The 17,388-nt window shown below is 66.3% G+C and carries 18 protein-coding genes; 14 read left to right on the forward strand and 4 right to left on the reverse strand.

The genetic code is table 11. From position 1 onward, the window contains the following. The first annotated feature begins 38 nt into the window (after window positions 1-38). The 5 genes from AC5P7I_RS15975 (at window position 39) to AC5P7I_RS15995 (ending at window position 3,124) form a co-directional block, all read left to right on the forward strand. On the forward strand, window positions 39-308 hold the full coding sequence (locus AC5P7I_RS15975; protein WP_014647587.1) for a hypothetical protein: 270 nt from the start codon (window positions 39-41) through the stop codon (window positions 306-308). A 125-nt stretch (window positions 309-433) separates the two neighbouring features. After that, entirely contained in the window at window positions 434-679 is a 246-nt protein-coding gene (locus AC5P7I_RS15980) for a hypothetical protein (RefSeq protein ID WP_032957423.1), read from the forward strand. A gap of 114 nt (window positions 680-793) precedes the next feature. Further along, entirely contained in the window at window positions 794-1,042 is a 249-nt protein-coding gene (locus AC5P7I_RS15985) for a hypothetical protein (RefSeq protein WP_014647589.1), read from the forward strand. 16 nt (window positions 1,043-1,058) lie between these two features. Continuing rightward, complete coding sequence (locus AC5P7I_RS15990; protein WP_172980598.1) at window positions 1,059-1,235, forward strand: hypothetical protein; 177 nt, start codon at window positions 1,059-1,061, stop codon at window positions 1,233-1,235. A 185-nt stretch (window positions 1,236-1,420) separates the two neighbouring features. Continuing rightward, the gene (locus tag AC5P7I_RS15995) at window positions 1,421-3,124 is read left to right on the forward strand and encodes an ATP-binding protein (protein WP_049442514.1); all 1,704 of its coding nucleotides are present in this window, start codon (window positions 1,421-1,423) and stop codon (window positions 3,122-3,124) included. 7 nt (window positions 3,125-3,131) lie between these two features. On the opposite strand, the gene AC5P7I_RS16000 is transcribed toward AC5P7I_RS15995, so the two are convergent. Continuing rightward, entirely contained in the window at window positions 3,132-4,655 is a 1,524-nt protein-coding gene (locus AC5P7I_RS16000) for an FAD-dependent monooxygenase (RefSeq protein WP_262087005.1), read from the reverse strand. Between the two features lie 82 nt (window positions 4,656-4,737). Between AC5P7I_RS16000 and AC5P7I_RS16005 the strand changes: the two genes are divergently transcribed. After that, on the forward strand, window positions 4,738-5,382 hold the full coding sequence (locus AC5P7I_RS16005) for a TetR/AcrR family transcriptional regulator (RefSeq protein WP_046431363.1): 645 nt from the start codon (window positions 4,738-4,740) through the stop codon (window positions 5,380-5,382). A gap of 73 nt (window positions 5,383-5,455) precedes the next feature. Beyond that, window positions 5,456-7,597 (forward strand): TonB-dependent siderophore receptor, encoded by a 2,142-nt coding sequence (locus tag AC5P7I_RS16010; protein WP_262087007.1) that lies wholly within the window; start codon window positions 5,456-5,458, stop codon window positions 7,595-7,597. A gap of 54 nt (window positions 7,598-7,651) precedes the next feature. Here the strand turns inward: AC5P7I_RS16010 and AC5P7I_RS16015 are convergent, their stop codons facing one another. Beyond that, window positions 7,652-7,933: a hypothetical protein gene (locus tag AC5P7I_RS16015; RefSeq protein ID WP_032957412.1), complete on the reverse strand. Its 282-nt coding sequence runs from the start codon at window positions 7,931-7,933 to the stop codon at window positions 7,652-7,654. A gap of 210 nt (window positions 7,934-8,143) precedes the next feature. Here AC5P7I_RS16015 and AC5P7I_RS16020 point away from each other — a divergent pair, with 210 nt between their 5' ends. The 7 genes from AC5P7I_RS16020 to AC5P7I_RS16050 all read left to right on the forward strand — a co-directional run bounded on the left by AC5P7I_RS16020 (window position 8,144) and on the right by AC5P7I_RS16050 (window position 15,101). Then, a complete protein-coding gene (locus AC5P7I_RS16020; protein ID WP_014647595.1) occupies window positions 8,144-8,818 on the forward strand; it encodes a response regulator transcription factor in 675 nt (224 codons plus the stop codon). Continuing rightward, window positions 8,818-10,167 carry a sensor histidine kinase gene (locus AC5P7I_RS16025; RefSeq protein WP_014647596.1) on the forward strand — a complete coding sequence of 450 codons (1,350 nt, stop codon included), beginning with the start codon at window positions 8,818-8,820 and terminating at the stop codon, window positions 10,165-10,167. The genes AC5P7I_RS16020 and AC5P7I_RS16025 overlap by 1 nt, the downstream gene beginning before the upstream one ends. A gap of 303 nt (window positions 10,168-10,470) precedes the next feature. Next, entirely contained in the window at window positions 10,471-10,920 is a 450-nt protein-coding gene (locus tag AC5P7I_RS16030) for a hypothetical protein (protein ID WP_080053038.1), read from the forward strand. A 135-nt stretch (window positions 10,921-11,055) separates the two neighbouring features. Beyond that, window positions 11,056-12,246: an efflux RND transporter periplasmic adaptor subunit gene (locus AC5P7I_RS16035; RefSeq protein WP_321212196.1), complete on the forward strand. Its 1,191-nt coding sequence runs from the start codon at window positions 11,056-11,058 to the stop codon at window positions 12,244-12,246. Beyond that, window positions 12,243-14,207, forward strand: coding sequence for a MacB family efflux pump subunit (locus AC5P7I_RS16040; RefSeq protein WP_262087012.1), 1,965 nt, complete (start codon window positions 12,243-12,245; stop codon window positions 14,205-14,207). Before AC5P7I_RS16035 ends, AC5P7I_RS16040 begins: the two co-directional genes overlap by 4 nt. A gap of 90 nt (window positions 14,208-14,297) precedes the next feature. Beyond that, on the forward strand, window positions 14,298-14,696 hold the full coding sequence (locus AC5P7I_RS16045) for a hypothetical protein (protein ID WP_014647600.1): 399 nt from the start codon (window positions 14,298-14,300) through the stop codon (window positions 14,694-14,696). A 27-nt stretch (window positions 14,697-14,723) separates the two neighbouring features. Then, the gene (locus AC5P7I_RS16050) at window positions 14,724-15,101 is read left to right on the forward strand and encodes an EF-hand domain-containing protein (protein WP_014647601.1); all 378 of its coding nucleotides are present in this window, start codon (window positions 14,724-14,726) and stop codon (window positions 15,099-15,101) included. Between the two features lie 245 nt (window positions 15,102-15,346). On the opposite strand, the gene AC5P7I_RS16055 is transcribed toward AC5P7I_RS16050, so the two are convergent. Continuing rightward, on the reverse strand, window positions 15,347-16,669 hold the full coding sequence (locus AC5P7I_RS16055; RefSeq protein ID WP_262087015.1) for a Smlt3024 family type IV secretion system effector: 1,323 nt from the start codon (window positions 16,667-16,669) through the stop codon (window positions 15,347-15,349). Between the two features lie 19 nt (window positions 16,670-16,688). Continuing rightward, window positions 16,689-17,387, reverse strand: coding sequence for a hypothetical protein (locus tag AC5P7I_RS16060; protein ID WP_495221420.1), 699 nt, complete (start codon window positions 17,385-17,387; stop codon window positions 16,689-16,691). Window position 17,388 lies beyond the last annotated feature (1 nt).

The raw sequence follows: 17,388 nt of genomic DNA on the forward strand, positions 1-17,388 counted from the left end.
CAGCCGACGCCGCGCTCTCGGCCCGTACCGGACCCGCAATGCCCCCCCATCGCGCACCTGCCCGCCATGATGCCATCGCCTTGCAGGCCGGCATGCTGGGCAGCGTGTTGGGCGTGGCGCTGTTCAAGGCCATCGCACTGTCTGCGTTGGCGACGGGTTCGATGATGGGTATCGGGCTATGGGTGATGGCCTGCGCGCTGCTGGCAGCGTGGGCGCTCGCAGCCTATCTGGCCTGCCTGGCACTGAGCCGGCGCGTGTTCGTGCTGATGCTGGTGCTGTGCACGGTACTGGTGATCTGCATCGCCTGACGCCGGCAGGGGCCGGACTATCGCGCATCTGTTATAGGATAACAAGTGCGGTTGGTCCGATTGTGCATGCCCGGTGTCACGGATTTGAATTCCATGGCCATCCCGGCATCACCCGAGGCCCCCCCATGAACCTGCAGCCCCCGCTCCGCGTGACCCTCATTGCCATCGCCCTCGCATCGCTCAGCGCCTGCGCCACCTATGACGACAGCAACATGCATCAAGCCTGCCAGGAGTCGCCGCACCTGAAGGACCTGCCGCCCGAGGTCGCTGCCCGCGAGAGCCGCTGCAACAAGGGCATGGAAGTGTGGTCGAGCGAGCGCAAGGGCAGTGACAAGCCGCTGGACCTGAGCGGAAAGAAGAACAATCCCTGACGAAGGTGCGCGCCCGGTTGCCGCGCCTGTCTTGATCGCGCCCATGCATCCGGCTGACTGCTCCATCACAGCCGGCGCGCGACGATGAGGTCTCCCCACCCTGTCGAGACTCAGATGCCGGACACTGCCCACCCTGTCATTCGCGCGTTCGAGGCCGTGTTCGATCTATCGGGCAGCGTGCAGCGCATCACTGCGCTCACGGTCACCTGCCGGCATTGCTCGTCGACCAGCTCTGCCAGCGAAGACAACCTGGTGCAACTTCCGGGCGGGGCGTTGTTCCGTTGTGACGGGTGCGGCTGCCATCAACCGGTCAGCCACGCCCGCCTGTCGGACTGGCAACCGGCGTCGTTGCTGGGTATCTGAGGGCCGCCACGTGGAAATGACTGCGGAACAGCGGAAAATACTCCAGGCAATCGCCGCTGCAGAGCCGGTGCGCGGCGATGCCGCAACGTGGGCGGTGACCGCCGGATGGGCGGTACAGGCGGAAGACGGGGATATCGATCTGACCGAGGCTGGCCGGGATGTGCTCACCGCGCAGGCAGGTCGTAAGGGCTAGACCCGCCGATCAGGCCAGCTTCGCCTCCCTTCGCGCTGCGCCGCGATAGCGGCAACCTGCTGAACAAAGGGTGCATCCCTGCCACGTCAACGGCGAAGTGGCGAGGCCCTTCATGCCCACGGTGTGCAGGGCGTCATGACATGCGCTCGGCTATGCTGCGCCACCTCCCTGCGCCAATGGCGGCCATGCATCCTTTTCCCTTGCCAGTCTCTGCACCTGATCAGCTCGCCTACCGACTGCTGCAGGACAGTGACTGGGCCCGCTCGGCCACTGCCGCAAGCGCACCCGCCGAACTTCGCACCTTGCTGGCGATGATCCTGGATTCGCCGGAACCCCTGTGGCTTGCCTGGGGCAAGGAAGACAAGGCGTTCTTCTTCAATGATGCCTATCTGCCGATGCTGGGGGAAAAGCTGCACGGCGCGATGGGCAACCGTCTGGAGGATGTCTGGGCGGACGTATGGCCGGACGTGGTGCATGCCGTCGACGACGCCTTTGCCGGCACCAGCCGCAGCTTCAAGAACATGCCATTGATGATGGATCGCGACGGCACGCTGCGCGAAACTTTCTGGACGTTTTCCTATTCACCGCTGCGCGTCGGCTGCGGCAGTGTCGCCGGTATCCTGTGCGTGGTCAGCGAGCAGACCGAACGGGTGATCGAGCGCGACCTGCACAGCCGCCAGGTCGCGGCGATCACCGAGCAGGCGCGGGAGGCCCATCTGGAACTGGTGCGCGCCCGCGAGCAGCTGCGCCAGTCGCAGAAGCTGGAGGCGATCGGCCAGCTCACCGGCGGTGTGGCCCACGACTTCAACAACCTGCTGCAGGTCATCACCGGTTCGGTGGACATGCTCCTGCACACGTGGCCGTCAGACGACACCCGGCGCCGCTACATCCAGGCCATTGCCACAGCCTCGGACCGCGCAACCAAGCTGACCGCGCAACTGCTTGCGTTCTCGCGTCGCCAGAGCCTGTCGCCGGAGGTCTTCGATCTCTGCGAGAGCGTGCACGCGCTTTCGGACATCATCACCACGGTACTGGGTGCACGCATCCAGGTGTCGTTGACGTTGCCCGGCACGCCATTGCCGGTGCTGCTGGACCGGACCCAGCTGGACACTGCATTGATCAACATCGCGGTCAACGCGCGCGATGCGATCGAGGGACACGGCAGGGTGACCATCGAGGTGGAGCAGGTAACCGCGGTGCCTTCGGTGCGCTTCGCCGCGCCGATGAAGGGCGACTTCGCCGCGATCAGCGTGACCGACACCGGAGCAGGCATCGACCCCGCCGTCGTCGACCGCATCTTCGAGCCCTTCTTCACCACCAAGAGCGTCGGCGCCGGAACCGGCCTCGGCCTCAGCCAGGTGTTCGGCTTCGTCAAGCAGTCGGAAGGCGAGGTGGACGTGCAGAGCCAGGCGGGCGCCGGTACCCGCTTCACCCTGTACCTGCCGCTGGCGCAGGCGAGAGAAATGACGGAACGGCCGGCGACGCTACCGGGGCTGCAGCATGGTCACGGTGTCTGCGTGCTGGTTGTGGAAGACAACGTCGATGTGGCCGAATTTGCCGTCGGCGCCCTGCGCGAGCTCGATTACAACGTGGTACTTGCGCACAATGCGGACGAGGCCCTGGCGGAGCTCGAACGGGATGCCTCCCGCTTCGATGTAGTGTTCAGCGACGTAGTGATGCCTGGCATGAACGGCCTGGATCTGGCCCGTACCATCCGCAGCCGCCTGCCTGGGCTTCCAGTGATCCTTACCAGCGGCTACAGCGAACTGCTGGCCCGGGACCCTGGCCATGGCTTCACCCTGCTGCGCAAGCCTTACTCATTGAAGCAGCTGGCCTCGGTGATGACCGAAGCCGGGCGCTGCGCGCAGGCCGTGGTGGCGTCGCCCTAGCGGGCGGTCACCGCAGCGAACCGAACCAGCGTTCCAGCGAAGGCTCCAGCCCCGACGTGTCACCGCCAGCATCGCAGGCCCAGGCGACGATACCGTCGGGGCGGACCAGCACGGCGCCCAGTCCCAGCGTGTCGCGCGCCGTGGACATCACGCAGGTGACCGACCGCTGCCAGCGCTCAATGATCGGACCGAGCGAATCGCCGGTATCGAGCCCCAGCAGCACGCCCTGCCCTGCACGCAGCAGCTCTCCCATCCGACGGTCATCAGCCAATTGGACGTCCGGTGCGCTTCGGCCAACCCGCGGATGGCTGCCGTCGAGCACCGGTGGCGGTGCTACACCCCACAGCCGCTCGGCGAGATAGGTGGCACCGTCGCGGGTCGCGGCCAGGTCGGCGATGACCGCCGCCAGCGCGCGCGACCCGGGGCCTGGCCGCATCAACGCCACCTGCGCACGTGACCAGTCGAGCACCTGCGCGCCGATCGGATGGCGCTCAGCCTGATAGCTGTCCAACAGCGACTCTGCCACATCACCTCGCACCACCGCGGCCAGCTTCCACCCCAGGTTCATCGCATCGCCGATGCCGAGGTTCAGCCCCTGCCCGCCCAACGGCGAATGCATGTGCGCGGCATCACCGGCCAACAGCACGCGGCCGCTGCGATAGGCCGTGGCCTGGCGCGCGGCATCGGTCCATGTGGTGGCCAGATGCAACGCCGTGATCGTTGCCTCTCGCCCGGACACACACCGCAGCAGCGCCTGGGCGGTGTGCCGGTCCAGCGGCGTGCGATGGCCGGCGCCACCGTCGAAATCGGCCAGCGCCAGCATGCCCGGCGGATTGAAATTGCACATGCCGTGTTCGGTGAACTGACGCCCCGGGACGAGCACCGACGGGTCTGCCAGTTCGACCAGCAGCGTGTGCCCGGTGAACTCCGGCGCCGTCCCTGCGAACACGAACCCCGATTGCTTGCGTACCGTGCTGCGGGCGCCATCGCAACCGACCAGCCAGCGGCCCCGCATCAGCCCGCGACCGGTCTGGACCACCATCTGTGCTTCGCGTGCGTGCACCGCCTGCACCGTGCAGCCACGCTCGATCTGTACACCCAGTGACACCGCACGCTCGGCCAGCACCGCCTCCAGCGACTGCAGCTCGACCGCCATCTGGGTGGGCACCGGCGTCGGCAGGCGATGGCGCCAGCGCGCACTGTCCACGTTGTCCAGCGCAAAAGGAATGCCGGCGAAGTGGCCGCCCAGCGGCCGCGGTTGCGCCAGCCAATGGGCGGTGCCGGGCGGCGGTGCGCCGTTGTCCGGCTTCAGCACCTGACTGGCGGCAACCGCATCCAGCAGGCCACGTCGATCCAGGGCCTCCAGGGTGGGCGCGTTCAAGCCGCGCAAGCCAAAGGGCAGGCGTTTCAAGGGTGTCTCGGGCGACGCTGCCTGCTCCAGCAACAGGACCGAACAGCCGGCCTGGGCCAGCTCGCAGGACAGGAACAGGCCGACCGGGCCGGCCCCGGCGATGACGACGTCGTACAACATGGGATTTCCCTGTGAGCGCCGGGCCGGCGCTCTGGCGACGCCAATGTTACACTCGGTATACGTTTCCACAAGTGAACCGCCCATGATCCCGCCCCGGGGCCGCCGCGAGCAGCGCAAGACCGAGACCCGACAGACCATTTCGGACGTCGCCACCGAACTGATCATCCGCCGCGGCTTCGAAGCCGTGTCCATGTCCGAGATTGCCAATGCGGCGGGGGTCTCGCGCAAGACGGTCTTCAATTATTTCGCCAGCAAGGAAGACCTGGTGTTCGACCGCGATGAGGAGGCCCGGACCCTGCTTCGCGAAGGCATGGCGGCGCGCCGTGGCATGGCCCCGCTGGCCGCCTTCCAATCGCTGGTGCGGGAGCTGCTGGACAGCGGCCATCCGCTGTTACGGATCAACTCCGGTGCAGCGGCCTTCTGGGCAACCGTGGCCGACAGTCCGGTGCTGGTGGCGCACGCGCGACGGCTGCAGGCACAGCTGGCCGACGACCTGGCCCAGCTGATGGCCGACGCGGCCGGTCGGCCCGCGCAGGACGCGGAGGCACGCCTGGGCGCAGCCATGCTGCTGGCGTCGATGGTGGCCGCCTATGAGAGTGGACTGGCCAGCCAGCAGAGGGGCGAGGATCCGCGCCAAGCGATGCTGCAGCTGATCGTGCGCGGTGGCACCGGCGTGCTGGTGGCCTTGGCCGGCACCCCATATACCGACCCGGGCCTGCGTCCATAGCGCAATCGGGGGATAGGTCACGAAGCGTTGCAAATGCTAATCTTTCTCATTTGCAGCCCGTCCCGACCCCCTCATGCCGCTTCCAACCCCGCTCAAGCACGCCCTCTGCCTGGCGCTGCCCCTTTCCCTGGCTACGCCTGCACTGGCCTCCGAGGCCTCCGCTGACACCCCGAAGGACCTGGACAAGGTCGAAGTCCGCGGCCGCGCGCAGACCCTGTACCGCGCCAACGATGCGGCCGTCGGCACCCGCACCGATACCCCGTTGGAACTGGTGCCGCAGTCGATCCAGGTCGTGCCGCGCGAGCTGATCGACGACCAGGCCGCGCGCCAGGTCACCGATCTGTACCGCAGCATCAGCGGCATCAGCTTCTTCAGCTATGCCGGCGTCACCCTGCGCGGGTTCCGCCAGGAGAACGTTCTCTACGACGGCCTGCGTGGTGATCCCTATGCGGGCTTCTCGGTGCCGCAACTGTTCAATATCGAACGCGTGGAAGTACTGAAAGGTCCGGCCGGTGCGCTGTACGGCGGTGGTGATGCGGGCGGTGTCATCAACTATGTAACGCGCAAGCCCAAGGCGCGCGCCGAACGCCGCATCGAGCTGCAGGCAGGCGACAAGGACTTCCGCGCCGGATCGATCGAAGGCACCGGCCCCTTGAATGCCAGCGGCAGCATTCGCTATCGCGCCGGCCTGTATGCCGACAGCGAGCAGGGCGTGCGCTGGAATGCCGACAGCGAAAGCGTGATCGGCGATGCCTCACTGGCCTTCGATGTCGGGCAGACCGGCGAGCTGGTGCTGCAGTTCACCGACATCACCCAGAACCTGGGCGGCAACCGCCTGCGCGGCGTGCCGGTGAACGATGCCGGCAGCTTCCTGACCGACCGCCGCTGGAACCACAACGAGGCCAGTGACTTCCTCGACATGCGCGCCAAGGTCGCACTGGCGCAGTATCGCTTCGCACCGCGCGACAACCTGGACGTGGACCTTGCTGCGCGCTGGTTCAGCAACAACGAGCACCAGATGTACCACGAGCCGATGGGGCTGATTGATCGTGACCGCGACGGCGTGGCCGAGTGGATGACGCGCCAGCTGCGCAACCAGATCCGTGACAACACTGCCTTCACCGCCAGCGGCAATGCCGTCTGGCGGATCAACACCGGCCGTATCGAACACAAGGTGCTGTTCGGCGCCGACGTGTACCAGCTCGACGCCGACTTCACCGCGCAGACCGCCAACAGCGCCGACCTGGCACGCGGCGCCGGCCCGGTGCGCGGCATCGACCTGTTCAACCCGGTCTATGGCGCGAGCACCTGGCATGACTACAACCTGGCCGCCCTGCCGTGGCGCAGCACCGCCACCCGCAGCAAGCGCTACGGCGGCTACCTGCAGGATGAGCTGGCACTGGGCACGCGCTGGCATGTGCTGGCCGGGCTGCGCTGGGATGGCTTCAAGGATCAGGACCGCATGGGTGGCGGCAGCGTGGATGGCAACGATCTCAGCTGGCGCCTGGGCAGTACCTTTACCGTCCGGGACGGCGTGAACCTGTACGCCAACATCGCCAGCGGCTTCGTGCCGCAGAGTGCCACCAACCAGAACCCGGCGGCCGGCGGACCGTTCGACGCGGAGCGCAGCAGGCAATGGGAAGTCGGCCTGAAGTCCCTGCTGGCCGACCGTGTGACCCTGAACATGGCGGCCTACCGCATCGACCGCAGCAACATCGTGCAGGCCACCGGCGAGGTGATCGGCGGGGTAAACCAACTCGCTGCACTGGGCCTGGTACGCAGCACGGGCATGGAACTGGACCTGCTGGCCGACGTGACCGAGCGCTGGGTGGTGAACCTGACCTACGCCTACAACGACGCATGGGTGAAGGATGCCGGACCGAACGGCATCACCAATGCCTCCGGCGACCGCTTCGCCAATGCGCCACGCAACAAGCTCGGCCTGTGGACGCGCTACGACCTGCCGTCGATCAACTCGGCCATCGGCTTCGGCGCCGACCATGTGGGCGAGCGTGTCAGCCTGGATGGGCAGGCGGTCAAGGCATACACGGTATTCGACATGAGCTGGAAGACCACGTGGAAGCAGTGGCAGTTCCAGGCCAACGTCAAGAACCTGTTCGACAAGGTGTACGCGGCCAGCGGCTTCATCGAGCGCAACGGGCATTTCCCGGGCGAGCCGCGGCGGGTGTATGTGCAGGCGGCTTACAGCTTCTGACACCGCGCAGCAGAGCGTGCCAAGGGAGGTGGCAACCCACCTCCCCTGCCCAGGTCAGTGCGAGCAGGACACCAGCATCGAGCGGGTGGCCATCTGGGTAGAGGTGAAGCCGTTCCTGTTGCCCACCGCGATGGCATTTCCTTCATCGCCATCCTTGCTGAAGACCACATAGCCGCCTGGGCACATCTGCCCGGCCTTTTCGTAGCAGCCACTCCAGGAACTGGAACCGCTGCAGTCGATGGAAACACCACGGCGGCCATCGGGGGTGACGGTCATTTTGGCAGTGGTGCAGCCACTCAAGGCGGCAACCAGCAACAGCGGGACGAACAACTTCATGGGCACTCCAGGGGTTGGGGATCAGCGAACGGGCGCCAAGGCTGGAGTGCGCGGATTGCGCGAACCTTGCGCCGGGCGGCCCGCGCCGCAGCGGGTGTTGCGGCGTCACCGGCAGGCCCCGAAGGAACGCCATGTTCACGCAATGTTCCTGTAATACGGTGCCGGCGCTTGCCGCCCGCCTTATGCCTCCTTCCCGCCTGACGCCTGCCGATGCACATCCTGCTGATCGAAGACGAAGCCGAACTGGCTGCCACCCTGAAGTCTGCCCTGCAGCGGGAGCGCTACGTCGTGGACCTGGCCAGCACCCTGGCACTGGCCCGCCAAGCAGCACTTTCCGGATCACACGACCTGGTGCTGCTGGACCGCACCCTGCCCGATGGTGACGGGCTGGGGCTCATTCCCGTGCTGCGCGGGCGCAATCCGGGGGTGCCGATCATCGTGCTCAGCGCACTGGGACAGTTGCCGGACCGCATCGCCGGCCTGGATGAGGGCGCCGACGACTACCTGGCCAAGCCCTTCGCGCTGGAAGAACTGTTCGCGCGGATCCGCGCGGCCGGGCGCCGGCCGAGCGGCATGCAGGTGGAGCCGGTGAGCATCGGCCGGCTGCTGTTCGACCCCACCTCGGGCGAAGCCAGCGTGGGCGGACAGCGACTGGAGCTTCCGCGCCGCGAGATCCGCGTGCTGGCGGCCCTCGCCCGCCGGCTGGGCCGCACCGTGCTTCGCGAATCCATCGAGATGGCGGTGTACGGCTTCGACGACGGCATCCATTCCAACACGCTGGACTCGCATGTCTCACGCCTGCGGCGCAAGCTGGCCGACGCGGATGCGGGGGTGGAAATCCATGCCATCCGCGGTGTCGGCTATCTGATGCGGGAAACGAAGTAATGGCGCTTCGTCCCTCACTGAAGCGCCCGCTGATCGTCAAAACCCTGATCTACCAGCTGCTCGCACTGCTGGTGGCCTTCTTCGCATTGCTGATGGTGCTGGTGCGTGTCGACAGCGGCGGCTACTACACCATCCAGACCTTCGCCCCGGTGGCGGCAGAGGCCGTTCGTCGGGACAGCAAGGGCGAGCTGTATGTGCAACGCACACCGGCGCTGGACGAGCTGCTGAAGATCGTCCCCGGCGCGTGGTTCATCGCCGAGGATGAGCAGGGCCAACATGTGACATTCGGCCACGTTCCGCCCGCCTACGCCTCGCTGGTCGGCGCCCTCGACGGCATTCCCTATGGCGACCTGCGCGGACGCGGCCGCAACGACGGCCTGGCCGTGGTGATACGCCAGCACAGCGGTCCGGCCGGCAAGCTGACCATCATGGCCCATGGCGAAACCGATTCGCTGACCTGGCAGATGGCGCTGGCCGCACACATCATCACCCTGCCGATCTTCCTGCTGCTGGGCCTGGCCACCATCATCCTGACCCCGATCATCGTGCGCCGCGCCCTGGCTGGCGTGGAGCGCATCGCGCAGGAAGCCCGCAACATCTCTGCCAGCCGTCGCGGCATCCGTCTGACAGAGACCGCCGTACCGGTGGAGATCGCACCGCTGGTGACCGCGGTGAACGAAGCGCTGGACCGACTGGACGAAGGGCACGAACGGCAGCGCCGCTTCATCGCCGCCGCCGCCCATGAGCTGCGTACACCGATCGCCATCCTGCGGGTGAAGATCGATGCCACCGACGATTCCACCTCACGCAGCCTGGCGGTGGAAGTCGCTCGGCTGGCAACGCTTGCCGAGCAGCTCCTGGACCTGCACCGCATGGAAGCCGATGGACCGAAGGACTCCCTCAACCTGGCCCGCGTGGCCAAGCGGGTCGTCGCCGATCTGGCCCCCCTGCTGATCCAGTCCGACAAGACGGTCGCCGTGGCAGTGGAACCGAACTTCCCGGTGCTGGGCGAGTCCGGTGCCATCGAACGGGTGCTCTCCAACCTGGTACTGAATGCCGCCGAGCACGGTGGACGTCATATCATCGTGCGCGTGCAGGGCAGCTGCCTTGAGGTGGAAGACGATGGACCCGGCATTCCAGTCGACCAGCGCGAACGCGTGTTCGAGCCTTTCCAACGCCTGCGGCCCCGGCAGACAGGCGCCGGATTGGGATTGAACCTGGTGCGGCAGGTGATCGACCGCCACGGCGGCCACGTCACGATTCTGGATGCGCCCGGTGGTGGCGCCCTGATCCGCGTCGAGTTCCCCTCGCATCCAGGCGTCACCAGCGCATTGGCGCCGGAGTACTGAGCGCATCGCTTCCACGCGGATGACTATGCGCGGATGACTACTGGCTGTCCGCGCGCCAGGACTGCGGTTGATGCGCAAGGTTGCGGCAATGTTCGCTGCCCAGCATCCAGGTGAGCAGCACAGCAGGTGCTGCGTCCGGAACTGACAGGAAGCCTGCATGTGACACAGGGAGCTCCTCCACCGCCCTCTTCCACCCCTGCGCCGCCGCCTCGGAATACGCCCAGCCTGACCGCCGCAGCATGGAACTGCCGCGCGCATGCAGGCCGCGCGCGTGGGTTGGAACACTGGCCGCACTGGCTGCGGATGATTCCCGAACGCGAGCGGGCCGGCGTGCTGATCCGCCTGTTCGCCGCGCTGTTCCTGCTGCTCCCCGGCCTTGCGCTGGTGGCTTCCGCGTATCGGCACGCGCATGCAACGGCCACTGCCGTGCTGGTGTTCGTCGCCGTGCATGCCGCACTGCACATGCTGGCCGTGTGGCGAGGGGCTGCACTACGCCCAGCTCCCCCGCTGCTGCGGACCCTGGATACGCGCGCAGCCGCCGTGATGCTTGCTGCCACGTTGATGATCATCGCGATCGTCGCCGCCACCGCAACCCTGCCGGTTGCGGTCTGCACCGTGCTGCTGGTCGGCGCGTTGTGCCAGCTTTCGACCCTGCCCACGCCGGCGCAACGCCTCCGCCACGTGCTGTTGGCGCTCGGTAGCATGATCCAGTTCATCGCGATGGCACTGCTCACGCAGGGCATTGCCCACTGACACGCCTGCACCATCGCAAGGTTCGCGCAATCCAGCGCATCGAGACTCGACCACCATCCACACCTGTCACCCCAGGCGTGCATTCCAACAGTCTCGAGGATCCACGATGCCCTGTCTCTTCCGGATGCCGCGCCGATGAGCGCCACACCGCGCAGCCGCCGCCGTGTGCTGATCATTGCTGCCGCACTCCTCTGCACAACGTTGGCACTCTTCGCCTGGCTCCGGCCCGTACCACCACCGAAGCTGCAGGTGGCACCGGTAACCCGGGGCAACATTGAACAGGTCGTTGAAGCCACTGGAACACTGAAGCCCTCGCGGCTGGTGAGCGTGGGCGCGCAGGTCTCCGGCCGCATCGAGGCCCTGCATGTGAAGCTGGGCGACAAGGTGAAGGCCGGCGATCCGATTGCCGATATCGATTCGCGCACCCAGCGCAACGCATTGCTGAGTGCGCAGGCAGCACAGCGCACCGCGCGCGCCAACCGCGATGCGCTGGCCACCGACCTGCGCCAGTTCGAGCTGACATTGCATCGACAGCAGCAGCTGGTGACCTCGCAGTTGGTGGCACGCGCCGACGTCGATGCGGCCAAGGCCAAGGTCGATGCCACCCGGGAACAGATCGCCGCGCTGGAAGGTGAGATCGTGCAGCGGCAGACCGCCGTGGATATCGCACAGACCAACCTCGAGTACACCCGTATCACCGCCCCCACCGACGGCACCGTGCTGGCCGTGGTGGCGCGCCAGGGGCAGACCGTGAACGCGGTACAGAGCGCACCGACCATCGTGATGCTGGGCAACCAGGACGTGATGACGGTCTACGCGGAAATCTCCGAGGCGGATGTTGTGCACACGTCCGTTGGTCAGGAAGCGTACTTCACCATTCTTGGCGACGCGGGACGTCGCTACAGGAGCACGCTGCGCGACATCGCCCCGGCTCCGGAATCGATCACCCAGGAAGACGCCTCCGCCCTTGCTTCACCCGCGACCGGCGGTGGCAGCCGCACCGCCATGTACTACAACGGGCAGTTCGACGTCGCCAACGCCGATGGCCGCCTGCGCAGCTACATGACCGCGCAGGTGCGCATCGTGCTGGGTCGCGCCGACAACGTACTGACGCTGCCCTCCGCTGCGCTCGGTGCACGCGCGGCCGATGGCAGCTACAGCGTACAGGTGCGTGGCGCGGACGGGCACGCCCATGCGCGCCGCATCACCATCGGGCTGGACGACCAGATCCAGGTGGAGGTACGCAGCGGCCTGAAAGAGGGCGAACAGGTGGTGCTGGCGCAGGCCCGGGACGAAGCCGCTACCGCACACGCGCCGTCGAAATGAGCACATCCACCACCGCCCCTTTGCTGCGCGTACGCGGCATCCGCCGCGAGTTCGCGGCCGGCGAACAGACCCTGGTCGTGCTCGATGGCGTGGACCTGGACATCCACGCAGGCGAACTGGTGGCCATCGTGGGCCAGTCCGGCTCGGGCAAGTCCACGTTGATGAACATCCTCGGCTGCCTCGATCGCCCTTCCGCCGGTGCATACCAGATCGCCGGACGCGAAACCGCTCAGATGTCGCCCGATGAACTGGCCGAACTACGCCGCGAGCACTTCGGCTTCATCTTCCAGCGCTATCACCTGCTGACCGACCTGACCGCATTGGGCAATGTAGAAGTGCCAGCGATCTATGCCGGCATGGCGGGGGCCACCCGCCGCGCCCGCGCGGCCGAGCTGTTGGCGCGGCTGGGCCTGAGCGAACGTATGCAGCATCTGCCTGGCGAGCTGTCAGGTGGCCAGCAGCAGCGTGTTTCGATTGCGCGCGCACTGATGAACGGCGGCGCGGTGATCTTCGCCGATGAGCCGACGGGTGCGCTGGACACCCACTCCGGCAGGGAGGTGATGAAGATCCTGGGCGAGCTGCATGCCGAGGGCCACACCGTGGTGCTGGTGACCCACGACATGGCCGTGGCCGAATATGCCCAGCGCATCATCGAGGTCCGCGATGGCCGGGTTGTCGATGATCGCGCCACGGGCAGGGTCTCTGCCGTGGATGGGTCAGCGGCGGCCCCGCCGCAGCGCGGCGGTGGCAGCGGCTGGCAGGCGGTGCGTGACCGCTTTACAGAGGCGTTCCGCATGGCCCTGCGCGCAATGAACGCGCACCGCATGCGCACCTTCCTGACCATGCTCGGCATCATCATCGGCATTGCGTCGGTCGTCTCCGTGGTCGCGCTGGGTACCGGCGCGCGCCAGGCCATCCTGTCCAACATTTCCTCGCTGGGCACCAACACCATCGAGATCTATCCCGGGTCCGGCTTCGGCGACCTGCACTCGACGCGGGTGGAAACGCTCACCCCCGGCGACAGCGTGGCCCTGGCCGGGCAGCCGTTCGTGGACAGCGCTACACCCGGCGTGGCCACCACCGGCACCGCGCTGCGCGGCAACCGCTCGGCCAGCGTGCAGGTGCAGGGCGTCAGCGAGCAGTACTTCCGCGTGCATGGCCTGCAGCTGGGCGAAGGTGCCTTCTTCGGCCCGGCCGCCGTGGCCGGCTACCAGCAGGTAGTGGTGATCGATGCCAACACCCGCGCCCGCTTCTTCGCTGCGGTGGACAATCCCATCGGCCAGACCCTGCTGCTGGGCAACGTGCCGGTGCGCGTGGTGGGCGTGGTGAAGAAGGACGCCGGCGCGGTCGGCGATGCCTCGCTGCTGCGGGTGTGGCTGCCCTACACCACCACCATGGCGCGCATGCTCGGGCAGAGCCACGTTTCCAGCATCACCGTGCGTGTCTCCGATGCCATCAGCATGGAGGCGGCCGAGCGCGCCATCGGACGATTGCTGGCACGCCGCCATGGCAGCACCGATTTCTACATGAGCAACAACGCGCAGATCCGCCAGTCCATCGAACAGACCACCGGCATCCTGACCATGATGATCAGCTCCATCGCCGCCATCGCGCTGGTAGTGGGCGGAATCGGAGTGATGAACATCATGCTGGTGTCGGTGACCGAGCGAACACGCGAGATCGGCGTGCGCATGGCGGTGGGCGCGCGGCGCAGCGACATCCTGCAACAGTTCCTGATCGAATCGGTCCTGGTCTGCCTGCTCGGTGGCGTGCTCGGCATCGGCGTGGCCCTGGCATTGGGGGCAGGGTTGGCGCTGGCCAACGTGGGTTTCAGCCTTGTGTTCTCCGCCAATTCGATCCTGGCCGCCTTCGCCTGTTCCAGCCTGATCGGTATTGGCTTCGGCTTCCTGCCAGCACGCCGCGCCGCGCAGCTGGACCCGGTCGAAGCACTGGTTCGATAGCCAGTGACGTTACCTGCAGTGACGGCAGGTTCGCGCAATGTCTGCGGGCTCTACTGGAGCTACCAACAATGTCCGCACAGGAGCTGGACGATGTCTCTGAAGCCAGGAAGAACCGCACTGCTGCTGGCAGCGGCTGCACAACTGATGCTGCTGTTGCCCTACTCCGGCGACGCGCATGCGCAACGCGGTAACCGCTACAACCCGCAGTGGGACCAGGACTACCGTGACCGCGATCGTGATGCATGGGAGCGTCGTGAACGCGAGCGTGAGCGTGACCGGGAACGTGAGCGCCGCCACGATGCCAAGACCACCGGTGTGGTGGTGGGCGTGGTGGGCGCAGCCGTCGTGGCCGGTGTGATTGCCGCAGCCGCCAAGCGCGAACGCGAGACCCGCGAACGCGCCGACTACTGCATTCGCCGCTACGGCAATTATGACCGCCGCAACGATACCTATCGCGGCGCCGACGGCTACACCTATCCCTGCCGCTGACCTGCACATCTCAAGGACATACGACCCATGAAGAAGACCGCTCTGTTGATCGCATTGTGCGCCGCTCCGCTGGCCTCCCAGGCCGCGCCGGCTGACCCGAAGCAGGCCTACATCGATTCCACGTTCACAGCGATGGACACCAACAAGGATGGGCGCGTCGACAAGGCCGAATACACCAGATTCCAGCAGGGGCGCTTCAGCAAGCAGGCCGATTCGATCGACGCCGCGTTCAGTGCCATGGACACGAACAAGGATGGCAGGATCAGCAAGGATGAAGCCACGTTGGTGCCGGAGATTGCGAAGTACTTTGCGGGCCTGGACACCGATGGTGATGGCTATCTGTCGCTGAAGGAGATGCAGCAGGCCATGGTGGCCGCGCAGACGGCAGACGCCCCGGCGAGGTAGCGCCCCGGTACTGGATGCCAATCCACATCGCCTTGGTGGGTGCCCACCCTGGTGGGCACGGCTGCGTCACCGCGCGCCAGGGCCAGAATGCCCACCAAAGTGGGCGGCTACCGCAGCGGTGAAATGGCATCCACCCAGGCGGACATCTACCCGGCTGGTACGCGTCGGTCGCCAAGCGAACTCAGCAATGCCCGCGCACCGAGTTGCAAAGACCGCGTGAGGCGAGGCTGCGACAGGCCGGGACCCTAGCCCATCCGTATCGCCGGGATGTCGCGCGCCTGCGCATCGACCTCCTGCTGGCGCTGCGCGTGTGCCTGTTCACGATCCGCACCGACTGCCTGCAGGGCCTGCAGTGACTGCTCGACCGGCGTCTGCACCGCCCGGTCCGTGGGCATGGAGGCCCGCAGATGCGCCGGATCATTCAACTCGCCCTGCACCACGAACACGTTGCGGCCGGCCGGGTGATCGGCAGTCCGCGCGCTCAGCAGCACATGGTCGGCGCGTTCGAGCTGGTTGTGGCGCGCCAAGGCCATCACGCTCGCCACCAGGCGCTCGCTGTTCTCGTCGTGGGTACGCCCGGCGCCGGCATCGATCGCGGCCACGCCTTCGCGCACCTGCTGCATCAATGCGTACTCACGGTGGCCGGGTCCAATGTCGGCCAGACGGGTCGCTACCTGCGCGGGATCCGGCACGTCGTCCACGGCTGCGGTCAGCGGGCTGCGGGTGATGGTCCGGTACGGGTCGTCCGGGTGGAACTGGGTACGTTTTTCCTGCCGTTCCAGACGAACGTCCCGCGCGTCGTTGAGTTCAGCGATGCGGGCCGGATCGGTGATCTCACGCATCGACATGTGGCCACCACCCGCGCTGACACTGGCCCATTTCCTGTCCGCTTCGAAGTACATCGCGTAGTAGCTGTTGCCACCGATGACGTTCGGATCGACCGCCGAGCGCCCTTCCAGTGCCTGGGTGGCTTCCAGCACGCTCAACCGGGTCAGGTATTGCCCGCCCTTCGTCCATCCCATCTGGCTGATGGCATCGACGCTGGTGTTCCCTACGCGCGGGCCTCCGGCGTAGTCATTGTTGAGCATGTTGGTCCAGATCTGTTCCAGCTTCTCGGGGCCGCTCTTCTGCTCAGCCGCCTGCAGCAACACGCGCGGCGTCCAGCAGTTGGGATCGAGTTCATGCCGTTCGAATGCCCGGTCGTGTGCCAGCATTACATCCTTGCCGGGAAGATTCAGTGCAAATTCGGGACGCCCCTGCTCCATCCAGAACAGGCGTCGCTCCAGGTCCTGGCGCAGAAGCGTCTGCCCAAACATCTCCCATTGCCGCTCGCTCAGCTGCGCATCGGGAAAGCCGGAGCCCTTGCCTTCCTGATCTCGGGCGTAATCCTGTGCGTAGCTGTTTGCAACGCGGCCTGGCAGGCTGTCGTTGCGAACAACACCCAGCGCAAGCGTGCCATAGCCATCCGCATTTGGCAGCTGCGACAGATAGTTCCAGTACAACTCACGGTTTCCGGCCTTGGCATAGCTGGCCAGAATCCTGAGATTCTCTTGCGTCAATCCGCCCATCGCCTGCTCCTGAATGCACTCACTGCCGGACGCGGGAGCGCGCGAGAAGATCCCGCACCGCATCTTCCATCCGCTTCCAGTCCGCCAGGAAGGCCCGCTTGTAGTTCAGCGAGATGGAAAGCTTGTTCTCCACATCCGAGAAATAGTGGAAGCACCCCGCAGCGGCTTGCCCTTGCTCACTGATGACCTGATCGCCCTGCAGGCGAACGCCATCCCCCCGAAACGCCGTGCTTTCGCATTTGATGAATGTGGTCAGGCTGCCGTTGGGAGCGCGCGCGATGTACCAGTCATCTTCATAGGCAGGATTACGGGTGGGCGGTTTTCCATAGCGTGCCTCGTATTCCTTCGAGAAAATCCCCATCCTCGTTTCATCAATGGCGTAAGGCGTCAGTCCCATGACGTCGGGCCGCGCAATACGCAGATCGAGTCGATCCCGAGGATCCCCTCGCTCCACCGATCCTTCCTCGGCGGATGCCTGGTTGGAGGACAATCGCTCCAATGATGTTTCGATTGGCGCACGATCGATGTAGTCGATCGCCACAGCAATTTCCTTCCGGAAATCATTCGTACGCGGATTCGCCCGGGCACCCGGCGGCGTCGGCTTCATGTCCGGCCACTCGATGACCAGCGTCACGCCCTCGCCGGGCCACGGTGCGATCTGGCTGTCCAGGTAGTTGGCCGGAATGCGGAAAGTGTTCGGCCCGAGCTTCACGTCCACG

It is taken from the genome of Stenotrophomonas sp. YJH_SMC_138, assembly GCF_059369855.1.

What these genes read in the sequence shown, in the direction of transcription:
- AC5P7I_RS15990 (WP_172980598.1), top strand. Translation starts at nt 1,059, where the DNA reads ATGACTGCGGAACAGCGGAAAATACTCCAGGCAATCGCCGCTGCAGAG.
- AC5P7I_RS16025 (WP_014647596.1), top strand. Translation starts at nt 8,818, where the DNA reads ATGGCGCTTCGTCCCTCACTGAAGCGCCCGCTGATCGTCAAAACCCTG.
- AC5P7I_RS15980 (WP_032957423.1), top strand. Translation starts at nt 434, where the DNA reads ATGAACCTGCAGCCCCCGCTCCGCGTGACCCTCATTGCCATCGCCCTC.
- AC5P7I_RS15975 (WP_014647587.1), top strand. Translation starts at nt 39, where the DNA reads ATGCCCCCCCATCGCGCACCTGCCCGCCATGATGCCATCGCCTTGCAG.
- AC5P7I_RS16035 (WP_321212196.1), top strand. Translation starts at nt 11,056, where the DNA reads ATGAGCGCCACACCGCGCAGCCGCCGCCGTGTGCTGATCATTGCTGCC.
- AC5P7I_RS16005 (WP_046431363.1), top strand. Translation starts at nt 4,738, where the DNA reads ATGATCCCGCCCCGGGGCCGCCGCGAGCAGCGCAAGACCGAGACCCGA.
- AC5P7I_RS16000 (WP_262087005.1), bottom strand. Translation starts at nt 4,655, where the DNA reads ATGTTGTACGACGTCGTCATCGCCGGGGCCGGCCCGGTCGGCCTGTTC.
- AC5P7I_RS16050 (WP_014647601.1), top strand. Translation starts at nt 14,724, where the DNA reads ATGAAGAAGACCGCTCTGTTGATCGCATTGTGCGCCGCTCCGCTGGCC.
- AC5P7I_RS16015 (WP_032957412.1), bottom strand. Translation starts at nt 7,933, where the DNA reads ATGAAGTTGTTCGTCCCGCTGTTGCTGGTTGCCGCCTTGAGTGGCTGC.
- AC5P7I_RS15985 (WP_014647589.1), top strand. Translation starts at nt 794, where the DNA reads ATGCCGGACACTGCCCACCCTGTCATTCGCGCGTTCGAGGCCGTGTTC.
- AC5P7I_RS16045 (WP_014647600.1), top strand. Translation starts at nt 14,298, where the DNA reads ATGTCTCTGAAGCCAGGAAGAACCGCACTGCTGCTGGCAGCGGCTGCA.
- AC5P7I_RS16055 (WP_262087015.1), bottom strand. Translation starts at nt 16,669, where the DNA reads ATGGGCGGATTGACGCAAGAGAATCTCAGGATTCTGGCCAGCTATGCC.
- AC5P7I_RS15995 (WP_049442514.1), top strand. Translation starts at nt 1,421, where the DNA reads ATGCATCCTTTTCCCTTGCCAGTCTCTGCACCTGATCAGCTCGCCTAC.
- AC5P7I_RS16030 (WP_080053038.1), top strand. Translation starts at nt 10,471, where the DNA reads ATGATTCCCGAACGCGAGCGGGCCGGCGTGCTGATCCGCCTGTTCGCC.
- AC5P7I_RS16040 (WP_262087012.1), top strand. Translation starts at nt 12,243, where the DNA reads ATGAGCACATCCACCACCGCCCCTTTGCTGCGCGTACGCGGCATCCGC.
- AC5P7I_RS16010 (WP_262087007.1), top strand. Translation starts at nt 5,456, where the DNA reads ATGCCGCTTCCAACCCCGCTCAAGCACGCCCTCTGCCTGGCGCTGCCC.
- AC5P7I_RS16020 (WP_014647595.1), top strand. Translation starts at nt 8,144, where the DNA reads ATGCACATCCTGCTGATCGAAGACGAAGCCGAACTGGCTGCCACCCTG.